At 73.6% G+C, this 15,609-nt stretch carries 16 protein-coding genes; 11 read left to right on the top strand and 5 right to left on the bottom strand.

Going from position 1 to position 15,609, the window contains the following annotated elements:
* Positions 1 to 133 precede the first annotated feature (133 nt).
* Positions 134 to 2,623, top strand: a complete 2,490-nt coding sequence (locus ACFQ8Y_RS22370; RefSeq protein ID WP_430586782.1) for an amylo-alpha-1,6-glucosidase — start codon at positions 134 to 136, stop codon at positions 2,621 to 2,623.
* Between the two features lie 36 nt (positions 2,624 to 2,659).
* Here the strand turns inward: ACFQ8Y_RS22370 and ACFQ8Y_RS22365 are convergent, their stop codons facing one another.
* Entirely contained in the window at positions 2,660 to 3,649 is a 990-nt protein-coding gene (locus ACFQ8Y_RS22365; RefSeq protein ID WP_430586781.1) for a helix-turn-helix transcriptional regulator, read from the bottom strand.
* 128 nt (positions 3,650 to 3,777) lie between these two features.
* Here ACFQ8Y_RS22365 and ACFQ8Y_RS22360 point away from each other — a divergent pair, with 128 nt between their 5' ends.
* Complete coding sequence (locus tag ACFQ8Y_RS22360) at positions 3,778 to 4,188, top strand: VOC family protein (protein ID WP_430550242.1); 411 nt, start codon at positions 3,778 to 3,780, stop codon at positions 4,186 to 4,188.
* On the opposite strand, the gene ACFQ8Y_RS22355 is transcribed toward ACFQ8Y_RS22360, so the two are convergent.
* A complete protein-coding gene (locus ACFQ8Y_RS22355; RefSeq protein ID WP_430586780.1) occupies positions 4,155 to 6,830 on the bottom strand; it encodes a right-handed parallel beta-helix repeat-containing protein in 2,676 nt (891 codons plus the stop codon). The two genes, ACFQ8Y_RS22360 and ACFQ8Y_RS22355, sit on opposite strands and share 34 nt — an antisense overlap.
* Positions 6,831 to 6,959: 129 nt before the next feature.
* Between ACFQ8Y_RS22355 and ACFQ8Y_RS22350 the strand changes: the two genes are divergently transcribed.
* Positions 6,960 to 7,460, top strand: a complete 501-nt coding sequence (locus tag ACFQ8Y_RS22350) for a pyridoxamine 5'-phosphate oxidase family protein (RefSeq protein ID WP_430586779.1) — start codon at positions 6,960 to 6,962, stop codon at positions 7,458 to 7,460.
* A gap of 13 nt (positions 7,461 to 7,473) precedes the next feature.
* Here the strand turns inward: ACFQ8Y_RS22350 and ACFQ8Y_RS22345 are convergent, their stop codons facing one another.
* Positions 7,474 to 8,055 carry a hypothetical protein gene (locus ACFQ8Y_RS22345; protein WP_430586778.1) on the bottom strand — a complete coding sequence of 194 codons (582 nt, stop codon included), beginning with the start codon at positions 8,053 to 8,055 and terminating at the stop codon, positions 7,474 to 7,476.
* 116 nt (positions 8,056 to 8,171) lie between these two features.
* On the opposite strand from ACFQ8Y_RS22345, the gene ACFQ8Y_RS22340 reads away from it, so the two are divergent.
* The 5 genes from ACFQ8Y_RS22340 (at position 8,172) to ACFQ8Y_RS22320 (ending at position 11,752) form a co-directional block, all read left to right on the top strand.
* Positions 8,172 to 8,675 (top strand): GNAT family N-acetyltransferase, encoded by a 504-nt coding sequence (locus tag ACFQ8Y_RS22340; protein WP_430586777.1) that lies wholly within the window; start codon positions 8,172 to 8,174, stop codon positions 8,673 to 8,675.
* Positions 8,676 to 8,708: 33 nt separating this feature from the next.
* The gene (locus ACFQ8Y_RS22335; RefSeq protein ID WP_430586776.1) at positions 8,709 to 9,320 is read left to right on the top strand and encodes a TetR/AcrR family transcriptional regulator; all 612 of its coding nucleotides are present in this window, start codon (positions 8,709 to 8,711) and stop codon (positions 9,318 to 9,320) included.
* Positions 9,321 to 9,438: 118 nt separating this feature from the next.
* The gene (locus ACFQ8Y_RS22330; RefSeq protein ID WP_430586775.1) at positions 9,439 to 10,848 is read left to right on the top strand and encodes an MFS transporter; all 1,410 of its coding nucleotides are present in this window, start codon (positions 9,439 to 9,441) and stop codon (positions 10,846 to 10,848) included.
* 174 nt (positions 10,849 to 11,022) lie between these two features.
* Positions 11,023 to 11,454: a DUF6325 family protein gene (locus ACFQ8Y_RS22325; RefSeq protein ID WP_430550249.1), complete on the top strand. Its 432-nt coding sequence runs from the start codon at positions 11,023 to 11,025 to the stop codon at positions 11,452 to 11,454.
* A 1-nt stretch (position 11,455) separates the two neighbouring features.
* A complete protein-coding gene (locus tag ACFQ8Y_RS22320; RefSeq protein ID WP_430586774.1) occupies positions 11,456 to 11,752 on the top strand; it encodes an SHOCT domain-containing protein in 297 nt (98 codons plus the stop codon).
* A gap of 29 nt (positions 11,753 to 11,781) precedes the next feature.
* Here ACFQ8Y_RS22320 and ACFQ8Y_RS22315 read toward each other — a convergent pair whose 3' ends face one another.
* Positions 11,782 to 12,279 carry a pyridoxamine 5'-phosphate oxidase family protein gene (locus ACFQ8Y_RS22315; protein ID WP_430550251.1) on the bottom strand — a complete coding sequence of 166 codons (498 nt, stop codon included), beginning with the start codon at positions 12,277 to 12,279 and terminating at the stop codon, positions 11,782 to 11,784.
* A 222-nt stretch (positions 12,280 to 12,501) separates the two neighbouring features.
* Between ACFQ8Y_RS22315 and ACFQ8Y_RS22310 the strand changes: the two genes are divergently transcribed.
* Positions 12,502 to 13,164, top strand: coding sequence for an SDR family NAD(P)-dependent oxidoreductase (locus ACFQ8Y_RS22310; protein ID WP_430586773.1), 663 nt, complete (start codon positions 12,502 to 12,504; stop codon positions 13,162 to 13,164).
* 25 nt (positions 13,165 to 13,189) lie between these two features.
* Here the strand turns inward: ACFQ8Y_RS22310 and ACFQ8Y_RS22305 are convergent, their stop codons facing one another.
* Complete coding sequence (locus tag ACFQ8Y_RS22305; protein WP_430586772.1) at positions 13,190 to 13,627, bottom strand: YybH family protein; 438 nt, start codon at positions 13,625 to 13,627, stop codon at positions 13,190 to 13,192.
* Between the two features lie 300 nt (positions 13,628 to 13,927).
* On the opposite strand from ACFQ8Y_RS22305, the gene ACFQ8Y_RS22300 reads away from it, so the two are divergent.
* Together ACFQ8Y_RS22300 and ACFQ8Y_RS22295 are read left to right on the top strand one after the other, a co-directional pair.
* Complete coding sequence (locus ACFQ8Y_RS22300) at positions 13,928 to 14,521, top strand: DUF6318 family protein (RefSeq protein WP_430586771.1); 594 nt, start codon at positions 13,928 to 13,930, stop codon at positions 14,519 to 14,521.
* Positions 14,522 to 14,630: 109 nt separating this feature from the next.
* On the top strand, positions 14,631 to 15,494 hold the full coding sequence (locus tag ACFQ8Y_RS22295; RefSeq protein WP_430586770.1) for a hypothetical protein: 864 nt from the start codon (positions 14,631 to 14,633) through the stop codon (positions 15,492 to 15,494).
* Positions 15,495 to 15,609: the final 115 nt, after the last annotated feature.

Genomic DNA, 15,609 nt, shown 5'->3' with positions numbered 1-15,609 from the left:
CCCCGGGAGCGTGACCTGTTATCCCGGACGGCGCGCTTGGTTGCGGCGGCGGGTCCCGCCCCCCCCCCCCCCGCGCGCGGGCACGGCCGTCCTTCCGTCCACGCATGTGAGCGCTCACAGACCAGGAGCAGCCATGACCGACCGCCAGAACACCCGAGCCCTGCGCCGCGCGCCCGTCGTCCTCGGCGCCGCGGCCGCGCTGCTCGCGACCGTCGCCGTCCCCGCCGGGGGCGCGACGGGCGCGGGCGGGCCGCCCGACACCGACGTCGGGCTCCAGCGCCCCTTCGCCCTGCCCGGCTACGTCGAGCGGGACGACAACGGCGCCCTCCTCGTCGGCGAGGGCGAGAGCCGGTTCGCCCTCCGGGTCGACCTGCTGACGTCCGCCGGGAAGCTCGTCCGGGAGAACCAGGGCCTTCTCAACAACGTCGCCCACGTCGGCCCGGTGACCGTGGACGGCTCGTACTACGAGGTGGAGATCAGCAGCGACGACCGCTCCATCACCCCCGACCGCCTCGGGGCGCTGCGCGAGATCCTCGACCACCCGGACGAGTGGTCCGCCGAGCAGGTGGAGCAGGCACGCGAGCAGCTGCCGACCCTCCAGGCGCGCTACGACCAGACGCAGCGCGACAAGCAGACGATCGTCCTGCGGTTCGCCCGCACCGCGCCGAACACCCTGGTCGGGTCGGTCACGGCACGCGACGCCGACGCCACCGTCTTCCTCGAGGCCGCGGCGCCGTGGGACGAGGACAATTCCTACGAGATGACCGAGCGCGGCGTCCGCGCCACCGGGGTCGGGCTCGACGACCCGTCGGAGGTCGGCCACTTCGCCCTGCTCCCGACGCAGGCGCCGGACGAGGCCGCGGCCTACGCGTCGGAGGACGACCTGGTCGCCGCGATGCAGGGCGAGGAGAGCGCCGCGGGCGACGCCGCGGCGGCCCTGCGGTACGACCTCGAGGAGGGCGAGACGATCACGTTCACCACGAGCGTGGCGGACGAGCCCCCGACGGCTCGCCCCGGCCGCGGCAGCATCCTCGGCACCCTCGCCCGGGCCCGGGCGAAGGCCGACGAGGGCACCCTCAGCGGGAGCGGGCCGGCGGGCCGCGCGGCGACCGCGATGCGCACCGCCATGGCCCTCAACGCGAACTACGACGAGCAGTCGCGCCAGAGCTTCCTCGTGTGGGGCTGGGGCCGCGGCGGGTCGGAGAACGACTCGATCTTCACCGGCTGGGACTCCGCCTGGGACGCGATCACCGCGCTCACCGTGGACCCGGACCTGGCGCGCCAGCACGAGCGGGTGCTGTTCGCCTCCGGCGGGCCGCGCTACGACCAGCTGCACGCGGGCCCGATGCACGCCTACGCCGTCAAGCGGATCTACGACGCCACGGGCGACCGCGAGCTCGTCGAGCAGGCGTACCCCGCGCTCGTGGAGTTCTTCGACAAGCTGCCCGAGTGGGACGTGAACGACGACGGGCTCCTGGAGGCGCCGTACGAGGCGGACCCGAGCAAGATCGGCAACCACCTCGGCCTCGACGACCTGCCCCTCTACCTCGCGGGCGACCGCATCGCCAAGGAGGGCGGCAGCGGCGACGAGCGCGACAACACCGACCTCACCGACGTCGCGCTGACCTCCTACTACGCGCTGATGGCCGACTCGCTGACCGAGCTCGCCACCGCGCTCGACCGACCCGACGACGCCCACCGGTTCGCCGCCGTCCTGGCGCGGACCAAGCGCGCCGCGAACGACACCCTCTGGAACGAAGAGCGCGGCATGTACCTCGACCGCAACCTCGACGGGACGTGGGGGAACGTCGTCACGCCCACGATCTTCTACCCCCTGTTCGGCGGCCTCGCCACGCCCGCGCGCGCGCAGCGCACGGTGGAGGAGAACCTGCTCGACCCGGAGCAGTTCTGGGGCGAGTACGCGATCCCGAGCATCAGCCGCGACGACGCGGAGTACTGCGCGAACGGTGACGTCTCCGCGACGACGTCCGACGAGTACACGTACTACGTGGGCTGGGGCGAGGAGAACACCTGCGAGCAGTGGCGCGGCGCCGTCTGGCCGCCGATGAACGCGACGGTCTACGACGGCCTCAAGCGGTACGGGCTCGACGGGGCCGCAGGCGAGCTGGCGGCGAAGAGCACGAGCATGTACCTCGACAGCTGGGACGAGAACGGCTTCTTCCCCGAGTACTTCGACCCCGAGCCCGGTCAGGTCATCAACGCCTCGGCGGTGGACAGCGCGTGGCGCTACTACACCTGGTCGAACGTCATGCCCCTGATGGCCGTGCACGAGCTCGTGGCCGAGGACGCGTGGGGTCGGCCCGGGTCGGTCACCTTCGGCTCGCACGCCCTGCCGGGCCGCAACTCCGTGGACGACGTGCGGGTGGGCGGGCACACGTACGGCGCGACGGTGAGCCCGGGCGCCACCGTGCTGGAGCGGGACGGGCGGACCGTGTTCCGGTCGACCGGCGGGCGCGTCGTCGTGCGCGACTTCGCGCTCACCCGCGACGGCGCGTGCTTCGACGTCAACGCCACCGGCACCGCGCGCCTGCAGGTGACGCCGCGACCCGGCACCACCCTGCGCGCCACGGTGCGGGAGGGCAGCTCGCACGTCTGCCTGTGACGCCGCACCGCCCCGGCGCCCGGCCGTGATTCCCGGTCACGGCCGGGCGCCGGCCGTCGTCCCGCCGTGCGCCGCCACCAGCTCCGTCCCGAGGCGGGCGAGCTCCGCGCGCACCTCGGCCGGACCGACGACGTCGGCCTGCGCGCCCCAGCCGGCCAGGTGGCGCGCGACGTCGAGCGGCGTGGGCGCGGCGACCCGCACGGTCACCCGGCCGGCGTCCCGGGCAGCGGGGTCGACGGCGGGGTCGTCGTCCGTCACGACCGTGTGCCGCCCGAACTGGGCGCGCAGCACGTCGACGTGCTCCGGGGCCACGCGCACGGTGGCCCACGTCGCGGACCGCTTCGCCTCGACCTCGCCGACGACGCGGTCCCACTCGGCCTGCAGGTCGACGTCGTCGGGCACGACGGCGGGCTCGTCGGTGAGGTCCAGCGCACCGATGCGGTCGACGCGGAACGTGCGCGGGCCACGGTCCGTGCCCGCGATCAGGTACCAGGCGCCCTCCTTGTCGACGAGCCCCCAGGGGTCGAGGACGCGCCGCGAGGAGCGTCCGGTCGCGCCCGTGTAGTCGATCCGCACGCGACGGCGCTCGACGACGGCGCGCTGCAGCGCGTCCACCTCCGGCGGCCGGGTGCGGCCGGCCGCGCTCCAGCCCTCGCGGTCCACGACCACGGCCGCGGCGGCCGCCTCGGCCTCGGCCCGGAAGGTGGAGGGCAGGGCGCGCACGAGCTTGCGCAGCGCCGCCCTCGCGTGGTCGGACGACGCCGCTCCCGGGCCCGCGAGCAGGAAGAGCGCCCGCGCCTCGGGCGCCGTGAGGCCGCTGAGGTCCGTGCGCGACCCGCCGAGCAGCGACCACCCGCCGCCGCGGCCCGGCTGCGGGTAGACCGGCACGCCCGCGGCCGACAGCGCCTCGAGGTCCCGACGGGCGGTCGCCACTGAGACCTCGAGCGCGTCGGCGAGCTCGGCCGCCGTCACGCGGGGGCGTGACTGGAGGTGGAGCAGCACCTGGATGAGTCGGTCGGCGCGCATGGTCCGAGACTGCCATGAAAAGTGGTCAGAAGGTGAGCACTTTGGACGGAAGAGTGGTGCTCACGAGGTCACCGGGCCTCGACCACACCGACCGATACCTACCCACACATCGAGCACGGGGAGCCGACATGCTGCGCGGACTGACCACCATCACCTACCTGGCCGACGACGTCGCCGCCGCCCGCGACTGGTACGCCGAGGTGCTGGGCGCCGAGGCCTACTTCGCCCGCGAGGCCGGCGGGGCGCTCGCCTACGCGGAGTTCCGCATCGGCGACTACCAGCACGAGCTCGGGATCATGGACCGGCGCTTCGCTCCCCCGCAGCCCGACGACGCCGCGGGCGCCGTCGCCTACTGGGCGGTCGACGACGTCCGCGGCGCCTTCGCGCGGCTGCTGGAGCTGGGAGCCGCCTCCTACCAGGAGCCGATCGAGCGCGGCCCCGGGTTCGTCACCGCGGCCGTCGTCGACCCGTTCGGCAACGTGCTCGGCGTCATGGAGAACTCCCACTACCGCGACGTGCTCGCCTCCCTGACGTCCTGACCCGGGCGCCCGACGCCGTCGAGCGTGACCAGGCGGTTCCAGGTCGCGACCCAGTCGCGACCGAGCGTCATGGCCACCTCGCCGCGCGGGGAGAACTTCAGCGTCGCCAGGTCGAGGCCGGCGGCCTCGACGGAGCCGGGCTTGCTGAGGTTCGTGTTGATCCGGTCGCTCCAGGTGTCCAGCCGGTAGGTGGCGGCGGGGTCGGCGAACGAGCTCTGGCCGAACTCGTACTCGCCGCCCCCGATGATCACCGACCGGTCGAGCACGTTGCGCGCCGGCACGTAGACCGAGTCCGGGTCCTCCCAGACGGTGGCGCGGTCGCAGCCCGCGGCGACGCCGTAGTCCGCGGCCCGGCAGTCGACGCCCGTCGCGGCGACGCGCGGCACGTACCAGTCGTCGATCTGGGGGAACAGGATCTTCGTGCCGTCGGAGTACCTGGCCCTGCCGTCCGTGTAGTGCGTGCGCCAGCGGGCGACGTCCTCGGGCGTGGCGCTGTACTTCTCGCCCTCGCGGACGTCGAGGAAGGCGTTGAAGCGGCTCTGCACCACCCAGCCGTTCGCGACCGGCAGGCCGCGCTCGCCGTTGCGGTGGTACAGCTGGTCGTGGCCGGTGCGGTCGACGTCCACGAACACGTTGTCCGTGGCGGTGTTGCTGTGCCCGGACTGGAAGAACACGCCGGAGTGCGCGTCCTTCACGACGTTGTGGTGGAACCGCATGCCGGAGACGCCGTCGTCCATGTAGAAGGCGTCGTTGGAACCGCCGATCCGCTCGAAGAAGTTGTACGCCACCTCGTTGCCCAGGTAGGTGTAGTCGCGCCCCGTGTAGACGACGCCCTGGTCGCCGGCGTTCGTCACGAGGTCGGCGAAGTAGTTGCCGTTGACCCTCATGTCGTTGCCCATGATCTGCACCGCCATGTGCGGCGCGTCGTGGACGTAGTTCTTCTCGAACGAGTTCCCGACGCCGTACAGGTAGCCGGCCGGCGTGTACGTCGCGAGCTGCGAGAAGCGGGCGATCTCGTTGTTCCTGGCGACGTTGTCGCCGCGCTCCAGGGAGCTGCGGTCGCCCCCGCCGAGCAGGACGCCGCCGCCGCCCAGGTCGTGCAGGAACGAGTTCTGCACGACGTTGTCGTGCCCGCCCCGCACCGTCTCGTAGTCCGGCAGGGCGGTGATCGACTCGGTGGTCTCGCCGATCCGCACGGCGTCCATGCTGACGTTGGAGATCTCCACGTCGTCGATCAGCGTCCTCTCGGCGTCGAGCAGCTGGACGCCGCTGACCAGCGAGTCGGACAGGCTCAGCCCGCGGATCGTCACCCCGGTCGTGCCCTCGAGGCGGAAGAGGTTGTCGTCGAAGGCGCGCAGGGTGATCTGCTTGCCGTCGACGGCGTCGCCGGCGGGCTTGAAGTACAGGACGTCGTTGTCGTCGTAGCGGTCGACGTAGTACTCACCCTCGGCGTCCAGCTCGGAGAGCACGTTCACGGCCTTGACCTTGGTGTAGTCGTCGCGCGGCCAGTACATCGACGGGTACTTCGCGTACATCGTGGTGCCGCTCCACGACAGCATCCGCACCATGTCGTTCGCGTAGTTGTTGCCGAGGTAGCCCGACAGCCACCCCTCGGTCTCGTAGCGGGTGTTGTCGATGTCGTCGACCCACGCCGGGTCCGCCTGGACGGGGACGTCGGCGTACTCGCCGAACCCGCGCGTGCCGCGGTCCTCGATCGTCGGCACGGCCTCGGGCGCCCACCTCTGGTACCGGTCGCCGTCGAGCAGACGACCGCCCACCTCGTACAGCGGCGGCGTCATCGCCCGCATCTCGTCCTGCGACCAGGTGTCGCGCTGGGCCGGGTCGTCGAGCTGCTGCTTCTTGTCCTCGAACTGCGCCCGCGGGGTCGTGCCGCTCGCGGCCCAGTCGTTCTCCTCCCCGAACCGGTGCACCAGGTCCGGCTGCGTGAGGTCGCCCTGCCCGTCGACCTTCCACTTGGCGCCGTTGCCGTACAGGTAGCAGCCGTCGTCGGCGCCGGTGCAGCCGTCGCCGTTGGGGTACTCGGCGAGGGTCTGGGTCTCGCCGTCCACCACGAGCTCGGGCGCGAACGGCTGCGGCAGCCAGTTGAAGCCGTTCTTGTAGAGCGTGCCCGGGTCGACGCCGGCGGCGCCCAGGTCGTAGACCCACACGCCGTCGCGCAGCTCCGGGGAGTCCAGGCGGGCGTTCGACGACAGCGCCGGGTCGGCCAGCTCGTCGATCGAGAGGTCGGAGAGCCGCTGCCAGCCGTCGGTCGCCAGCTCGTGCGCCCCGGTCACCCGGACGTCCTCGTCCCGGTACGCCCGGTACGTGACCCACGAGTTCGCCCGGCCCTCGAGGTCGATCGCGTCGTCGAGCACGTACTCGCCGCCGCGGATCTCGACCGTGCCCGGCCGAGCCTCGCTGGTGCGGCCGGCGAGCGCGTCGCGACCCGCCTCGATCGTGCGCAGCGGTGCGTCCTTCGTGCCCGCCGCGGCGTCGTCGCCGTCCGGCGCGACGTAGACGACGGGGCCCCGCCCCGCCGTCGCGCCGAGCGGGGCGGCCGCCGCGCCGCCCGCCGTCGTCGCCGCCATCGCGGCGGCCGCGGCTGCCGCGGCCAGTCCTCTGAGCGTCCTGCCAGCATGCATGTGAGATCCCCAATGATCAGACATATGACATGTTCATAGTGTCCGACGATCACCCGTGACCGCAAGGTCGAGCGTCGGACCATGGGTGTAGACACGGGGGACGACGTCCCACCCGCGAGGAGGCCCGTGATGACGCCCGCCCCTGAACCGCCCGCGAGCCCCGGCCCCGCGACGGACGACGACGCCGAGCTCGCGCGCCGCGTCCTCGACGACGGCCGCTACCTGGTCCTCGCGTCCGCGGACGGCGACGGGAACCCGTGGCCCACCCCGGTCTGGTTCGCCCGCGAGGGGCGGGAGCTCGTCTGGGTCTCCCGGCTCGGCACGCGCCACTCGACGAACGTCGCCGGGCGGGCCGCGGTGGGCATCGTGGTCTTCGAGACGCCCGTGCCCGTCGACGGCCGCCCGCGCGCCGTGTACGCCGAGGCCACCGCGGGCGAGGTGCCCGAGTCGGACCGCGACCGCTGCCTCGCGATCTTCGACCGCCGCTCCCGCGCCGAGGGCCTGGGCTCCTGGACGCTCGACCGCGTCGTCGCACCCGCCGAGCTGCGCCTCTATCGCGCCGTCGTGTCCCGGTTCTTCGTGCTCGAGCCCGACCGCGACGTCCGCCGCGAGGTCGACCTCGACCTCTAGCCCGCGCCCTCGCTCACGCCGTCAGCACGAGCACGGCGAGCGCGACGGCGAGGATCACGTCGAGCACGCCGCAGAACTCCGCGAGCGAGCGGGCGACGACCCGGCCGGTGCGGTGGTGGTAGGCGTCCCAGGCGGCGTGCCCGAGCAGCCCGACGGCGACGACGAGCCCGCCCGCGATGGCGTCCAGCCGGACGGCGGCCAGCGCGGCGACCCCCAGGACGAGCATGGCCGCTGCCTGGAGCGGCAAGGACCACGCAGGACGCCTCCGCCCGGCCGCGAGGCCCACGACGGCCAGCGCCACGGCGAGGCCGATCATCCAGGGCGTCGGGTCGAGGTCGGTGACCTTGGCGACGCCGATCAGCACGAAGGTCACGCCGAACGCGGGCCACGCGGCGGTCGGCCGGCCGAGCGCGGCGGCCGCCAGGTAGACGAGGCCGGAGGCGGCGAGCACCGGCGCGACGTCGCGCGCGTCGGCGAGCCCGATCGCGGTCGCCGCCGCGACGAGCACCCCGAGCGCCGCGGGCCACACCCTGCCGAACACCGAACGCCGGTCGGCCGCGGCCGTCGACGTGCCTGCCGCCTGGTCCTGGGTCATGGTCTTCTCGCTCTCGTGCGTGCGAACCGCGTGAGGTGAACCGCTGACGATCGAGCGCGATAAACTGTACACACTTGTTCGAGTTAGCGGAAGGGCGGACGACGATGCCGCACACCATGACGTCACCGGCCGCGCCGGCCACGCCGGTAGAGCTCCGGCCCGCGACGGCGGACGACACCGACGCCGTCGCGCGGATCTGGCGCGAGGGCTGGGCGGACGCCCACCTGGGCCACGTGCCCGCCGCGCTCGTGGCGGCGCGCACCCCGGCGTCGTTCCCGGAGCGCGCCCGCGGGCGCGTGGCCGACACGACCGTCGCCGTGCACGGGGGCGCCGTCGTCGGCTTCGTCATGATCGCCGGGGACGAGGTGGACCAGCTCTACGTCGACCGCGCGGCCCGTGGCGCCGACGTCGGTGGCACGCTCCTGCGCCGCGCTGCGCAGGCCGTCCGGGACGCCGGGCACTCGCGCGCCTGGCTCGCCGTCGCGACGGGGAACGCGCCAGCCCGACGCTTCTACGCGCGGCAGGGCTGGGTCGACGAGGGCCGGTTCGCGCACCGGGCGCCGGTGCCGGGCGGCGCCGTCGAGGTCGACTGCCACCGCTTCACGAGCCCGGGCCGTTAACCTGGACACCCCTGTACAACCTTGGAGGAGCCCGTGGCCACGACACCCGCGCAGACGACGGAGACGACGGCCAACGGCGGCCGGGACCGCGCCAAGCGCGCCGACGCCGTCCGCAACGTCGAGGCGATCCTGGCCGCGGCCACCCGGGTGCTGGCGACCGACCCGGACGCGAGCATCAACGAGATCGCCAAGGCCGCGGGCGTCGGCCGGGTCACCCTCTACGGGCACTTCGACTCGCGGGCGACGCTCGTGCGCGAGGTCGTGGACCGCGCGATCGCCCAGACCGACGAGGCCATGGGGCGGATGGACCTGGGCGGCGACCCCCGGGACGCCCTCGGCCGCATGCTGGAGGCGACCTGGCACCTGACCCACCGGTTCGGGGCGCTCGTGGTGGCCGGGTCCCAGGTGCTGCCGCCCGACGAGATGCGACGGGCCCACGAAGGCCCGATGACCCGCGCGCGCGGCGTGCTCGAGCGAGGGCGAGACATCGGCGAGTTCCGCGACGACATGCCGATCGACTGGCAGCTCAGCGTGATCCAGGCGATCCTCCACGGCGCCTCCGCCGCGGTGCACCGCGGCGAGATCACCGCGGAGGAGGCCCCGGCGCTCGTCCGCGGCACGACGCTCGCCGCCCTGTCCGCCTGACGTCGCCCCTCCCGGAAGTCACCCGCACATCCCTCTTGTCGGACACACCTGTTCGAGTTAATTTACTCGAACAGGTGTGTTCGACTTATTCGTGCTCGACTCATCGAGGGACCGTGCCATGACCCCGTCAGAACAGCCCGCTCCGGAGAAGACCGGCCAGGACCAGAACGGCCAGGACCAGACCGCCGCGCCCGATCCCCGGCGCTGGCGCATCCTCGCGCTGCTCGGCATCGCCCAGCTGATGCTCATCGTCGACGTCACCGTGGTCGCGATCGCCCTCCCGGAGATGGGCGCCGACCTCGGCCTCGACCGCTCCGGCCTCACCTGGGTGGCGAGCGTCTACGCCCTGGTCTTCGGCGGGCTGATGCTGCTCGGCGGCAAGGCCGCCGACGTCCTCGGGCCGCGGCGCGTCGTGCTCGCCGGGCTCGCGCTGTTCACCCTCGCCTCGCTGCTCGCCGGGCTCGCGAGGTCGCCTGAGCTGCTGCTCGCCGCCCGCGGCCTGCAGGGCGTCGGCGCGGCGGCCATGTCGCCCGCCGCGCTGTCCGTCATCGTGCGCTCGTTCAGCGGGCCCGAGCTGTCGCGCGCCATCGGCGTCTGGTCGGCGCTCGGCGGCGCGGGCGCCGCCGTCGGCGTGCTGGTGGGCGGCCTCCTCACGTCCGGCCCGGGCTGGCCCTGGGTGTTCTACGTCAACGTCCCCGTCGGGGCGTTGCTGCTCCTGGCCCTGTTCCGGTGGGTGCGGCCGTGGCCCGGGTCGGGCGGGCGGCTCGACGTGCTCGGCGCCGCCCTCGCCACCGGCGCGACCGCCGCCGTCGTGTTCGGGCTCGTCACCGCCGGCGACTCCGGCTGGCTGAGCGCGCCGACCCTGGTCGCCCTGCTCGTCGGCGTCATCGGGTACGTGCTGCTCGCGCGTCACCTGCGCGCGTCCGCCGCACCCCTCGTGGACCCGGCCATGCTCACCCGGCGGCCGGTGCTGCGCGGCCTCGGGCTGATCTTCGTCGCCACGGCGCTGATGATCTCCGTGTTCTTCCTCGGCTCGTTCACGCTGCAGCAGCTGCACGGCTTCAGCCCGCTGGACACGGGGCTGACGTTCCTGCCCGTCGCGGTGGGCACCATCCTCGGGTCGAGCCTCGCCGGCCGTGCCCTCCCCCGCCTCGGGGTGCGCACCGTGTCCGTCGCCGGGCTGCTGGTGGCCGCCGTCGGCCTGGCCGCGGCGGCCGGCATCTTCTCGATGACGGTGCTCGTGGTCGGCATCACCGTCGCCGGGTTCGGCGTGGGAGCCGTGTTCGTCGCGGCCGCCGGGAGCCTGTTCTCCGCCGCCCAGCCGCACGAGGCGGGCGTGGCCTCCGGCGCGCTGAGCACGTTCCACGAGTTCGGCGCCGCGACCGGTGTCTCGGCCGTGTCCAGCGTCGCCGCCGCGGCCCTGGTGGACCCCGGGTTCGACACGTTCGCCACCGGCTACTGGTTCGCCGCCGTCGTCGCCCTGGTGGCCGCGTTCGCGTCGCTCGCGCCGGCCCGGGACGGTCGCTGACGGGACTCATCACCGGGCCGGGCCGGGTGATATCTCGCCGTCGCATGGCCGCTCGCCGGGCGGAGAGAGACGCTGGGTGCTGCCGCACCCGCCGCGCGCGGGCCATGCCAGCCCGTCCGTCGCGGCCGCACGTGCCGCGACCGACAGGGCTGGCACCGTCGCAGGAGGACCTCGATGACAGAGCAGCAGGTGGGACCGATCGACTACCTCGTCCTGGAGTTCCCCGGCGCGAGGCTGCAGGGCAAGGGGCTGGCCGCGCTCCTGGACCTCGTGGAGCGCGGGATCATCCGGATCCTCGACCTGCGCGTCGCGAGGGTGACCGACACCGGCGTCGTCGGGGTGGCGCTCAGCGACCTCGACGACGACGGCCAGCTGGACCTCGCGGTGTTCGAGGGGGCGACGTCCGGGCTGCTCGACGACGACGACCTGGCGCGCGGCGCCTCCCTCGTGGAACCGGGCAGCGCCGTCGGGATGATCGTGTACGAGAACACGTGGGCGGGACCCTTCGTCGCCGCCATGCGCGAGGCCGGCGCGGAGGTCGTGTCCAGCGGCCGCATCCCGGTGGACGACGTCGTCGCGGCGCTCGACGCGCTCGAGGAGGAGTGAGATGGGACTGCTACGAGGGGTCGCCCGGACCGCGGTGGTCGCGGGCACCGCGACCGCGGTGTCGAACCGGGTGTCACGACGTCAGGCCGGCCGCTGGGCGGCGCAGGAGCAGTACGCGGAGCCCCAGCCGCAGTACGCGCCGCCGCCTCAGCAGTACGCGCCGCCGCCCCTGGCCCCGGCGGCTGCAAGCGGCGACGACGTCATCGCGCAGCTGGAGAAGCTGGGCCGCCTGCGCGACAGCGGCGTCCTCACGGACGAGGAGTTCGCCGCCCAGAAGGCCAGGCTGCTCGGGTCCTGACGCGGGAGCTCGGCGAGAGGCCGTCCGGCTCAGCCGCGCCCCGCGCCGCCTCGCGCGGCGAGCTCCTGGAGGAACGTCGGGATCCGGCCGGTGCCGAAGTCGTAGTAGCGGGCCCAGGTCGGCACGACGGCGATGCGCGCCATGCGGTCGTAGAGCGCGCGGCAGGCCTGCTCGAACTGCGCGAGGTCGTCGCCGGCCATGCCCTTGCCGGCGGCGGCGAGGTACTCCGGCACCACGCCGTCGACGATCGTGATCTCCGCGCGGCCGCGCACGGACAGCGACCGCGCCCCCGAGGGCGCGTCGCCGTCCACGAGGGACAGAGCCACCTCCGGGCGGGCCCGGAGCGCGGCGACCTTGGGCGCCGTCTCCGCCGTGGAGAGCACCAGCTCCCGGCCGGTCCACCAGAACCCCGCCGGCACGACCCGCGGCGTGCCGTCCTGCGCGGTGTAGGCGAGGTGGAGGGCGGACGGCGAGTCGAGCAGCTCCGTCGCGTCCGCCAGCTCGCCGTCGATCTCCTGCTGCTCCATCGCGTGCATCCCTCCGTCGGAAGCGGCGCCGGTCGCCGCCCTCTCCCCGGGACGGAGCGGAGCGCGCTCTCTCGACATCGAACCGCGGGACCGCACCGAGCGCGCGACGGGCGCCTTGGCGGTACACCTCTCACCAGGGACTCCCCCGCCCGCCGTCGAGGGCGTTGACTGGGTCCCGAGCCGGTGCCGCACGGGCGCCGACCGCCACGTGGGAGGAACGACATGACGACGCTCGCCATCATCGGCGCCGGCCCCGGCCTCGGCCTGTCCGTCGCCCGACGCTTCGGTCGCGAGGGCTTCTCCGTCGCGCTCGTCGCGCGGGACGCCGCGAAGCTGGACCGGCTCGCGTCAGGGCTGCGCGACGACGGCGTCACCGCCGCCGGGTACGTCGCCGACGCGCGCGACCGCGACGCGCTGACCGCCGCGCTCGACCGGGCGGCCGCCGAACTCGGCCCCGTCGAGGTGCTGCAGTACAGCCCGGTCCCGGCGCGCGAGTTCATGAAGCCCGCGCTCGAGACCACCGCCGACGACCTGGTCGGCCCGCTCGAGATGTCCGTGCTCGGCCCCGCCGCCGCCGTCCAGCACGTGCTGCCCGGCATGCGCGCGCTGGGCCGCGGGACCGTGCTGTTCCCCAACGGCGGCAGCGCCGTCCGGCCGCGCGACGCCGTGACCGGCACCTCCGTCGCCTTCGCCGCCGAGGGCGCCTACGCCCGGCTGCTGCACGACGCGCTCGCGCCCGAGGACATCCACGTCGCGCAGCTGATCATCCCGCTCGGCATCGGCGGCGGGGAGCCCGACCACGACCCCGACGCCCTCGCCCAGCGGCTCTGGGAGCTGCACGTCGAGCGTGGCGAGTTCCGCACCTTCGTGCGGCCTCTGGACTGACCCCCGACAGCCCGGCCGTGCGCCGTCAGCGGCCGGTCCCGGCGTCGTCGCCCGGGAGCTCCGCGGTGACCAACGGGTCGGAGTGCATGTGCACGATCCGCCAGCCGTCCTCGCGGCGCCGGTAGACCTTGGTGACGCGGCGCTCGCGGACCACCCGTCCGCCGGTCGCGGACCGGGAGTGGATCTCCTCCACGTGCACCGTCCAGGCGGTGTCTCCGTGGACGTGCTCGTCCAGCTGGTCGAGCCGCCGGTAGACGCCGTCGCCGTACACGACGGCCACGGCGGCGAGGCGGTCACGCACCTCGTCCCAACCGCGCGCGACGCCGCCGAACGCGCCCAGCAGCGAGACGTGCGGTGTGTGGTCCCACAGCCGCTGGAAGTCGCGCGGGTCACCGGCCACCAGCGCGGCCAGCGCGGAGCGCTGCGCGGCCTGGAAGTCGGCCCACGTCGACGCCATCGTCATGACCTCTCCGGGATGAGGGGTGAAGGTCGCGGTGCGACCGCACGCGCCCTCGGGCCTCCACGTCACCACACGGACGGCGGCGGTTCAACCCTCCGCCCGCACAGGAACGGCGCGGCCGGGTGATGGTGGCGAGCGGGACGACGGCGAGCGGGGTGCGCCGGCGATCCCAGCGGTGCAGGTGTTCGACGGCGAGGACGCCGCCCTGAGCATGGTCGGTGCACTATCCACAGACGCTCAGGCAATCAAATGACGATCTGCTCTACAGTGACCGCGACGTCACCGCCGACAGGGAGCACCGTCATGACCCGCAGCCGGGCCATTCTCGCCGCCACCTCCATCGCCGCTGCCGCCGTGCTCCTCGTCGCCGGTTGCGACGACGACCCGCCCGCCACGCCGTCGGCCGCACCCACCGCGACCGACGTGGGCCCCTCGGCATCACCGTCGCCCAGCTCCTCCGCCGTGGTCGTCGCGCCCGAGCGGCCCCAGGAGATGGACGACGACGGCCCCGCAGGCGCCGAAGCCGCGGCCGTGTACTTCCTCGAGCTCGATGCCTACATCATGAAGACGGGCGACACGGCCGAGTGGGAGGCCATGTCACAGAAGAACTGTGGATTCTGCAACGAGCGGGCGAAGCAGGCCGCAACCATCGCCCGCGAGGAATACGTCTATGAGGGGGGCGAGATTCGGGCCAAAGCCCTGCACACGTACGAACAGGACGCGGCAACCGGCATCTGGCCGATCGATGTCGAGACCAGAGTTCAGGCGTGGACGGTCACTTACGACGATAAAGAAGTGGCCTCGCAGAACGCTGTCAATTCGACTCAACGGGTCGAAGTCGCGCGAGCCTCAGACTCCTGGGTAATCGTCGGCGTCGTCAACGACACGGAGAAGTAGCGTGCGGCCGCCCACTGTCTGGGGTTCCATACTCTTGCTCGCGTCGCTCGCCGCGTCGGGCCCGTCAGGGATCGAGGGCATTAGCGACAACGACGCCGACACTGTGACGGTGACAGAGTCAGGAGACGCGTTTGTAACAACTCCCGACGGCCGTGAACCCGCGAACAGCGAGCCCAAGGACCGCTACGCCCGCACCGACGCGGTGACGTGCGGGACGCTGGGCGAAGAGCTGGACTCCCTCAGCGGGATCGTCACTGCACCGGGCGCGTGCCCTGAGGGCACGGACGTCGTGGAGATCACCACACCGTGCGAGGACGGCGAGTACACCCTCGACGCGCTCTGGGTGCAGCGCGTCCAGGAGGACGGCACCTACGACGACGCCGAACAGCTGTCGGACGATCAGTGCGTCACGCCCGCCGACATCGCGGCCCAGGCGCGCCGCGAGTTCAAGTCGATGAAGATCGCCGCCCCCGAGGCGACGGTGCAGGGCAACCCGCCCATGGTGGTCAACGTCCACTACCCGGCGTACACGTCGGCTGCGCCCCTGGACCGCACGGTCACCCTCCTCGGCGTGCCCGTCGTCCTGCGCGCGGAGCCCACGGAGTACACGTGGGACTTCGACGACCCGTACTCGTCCACGGGCAGCACGCTCACGACCACCTCCCCCGGGCGCCCGTGGCACGAGGGCGACGCCACCCCGGACGAGAGCTGGGTCGGGCACACCTACAGCCAGCTCGGCACGCCCGGCAAGGACGCGGGCACCGGCGTCGACGGCAAGGGCAACGTCTACCGAGCGGGCGTCGCCGTCACCCTCACCACGACCTGGCAGGGCCGCTTCCGCGTCCAGGGCACCAGCGACTGGACCGACATCTCGGGCACCATCTCGACCACGAGCACCACCGACCCCACCACCGTGACCGAGGCACGCACCCGCCTCGTCTGCGAGGACCTCGAGGGCGACGCGACCTGCTGAGCCGCCGCGGCCGCGGGGGGGGGGCCGGCGGGGGGCCGGGGGCGGGCGGGGGGGGGGGGGGGCGGCCGCGGCGCCCCCCCGCAAGAAAAAGGACCCCCCCCCCCCCCCCCCCCCC

The sequence above is a fragment of the Isoptericola sp. NPDC056605 genome, assembly GCF_042792795.1.
Taxonomy (GTDB): Bacteria; Actinomycetota; Actinomycetes; order Actinomycetales; family Cellulomonadaceae; genus Isoptericola.
Note: the sequence above shows the minus strand (reverse complement) of the source record. Positions and strands in the feature narration are given on the sequence as shown.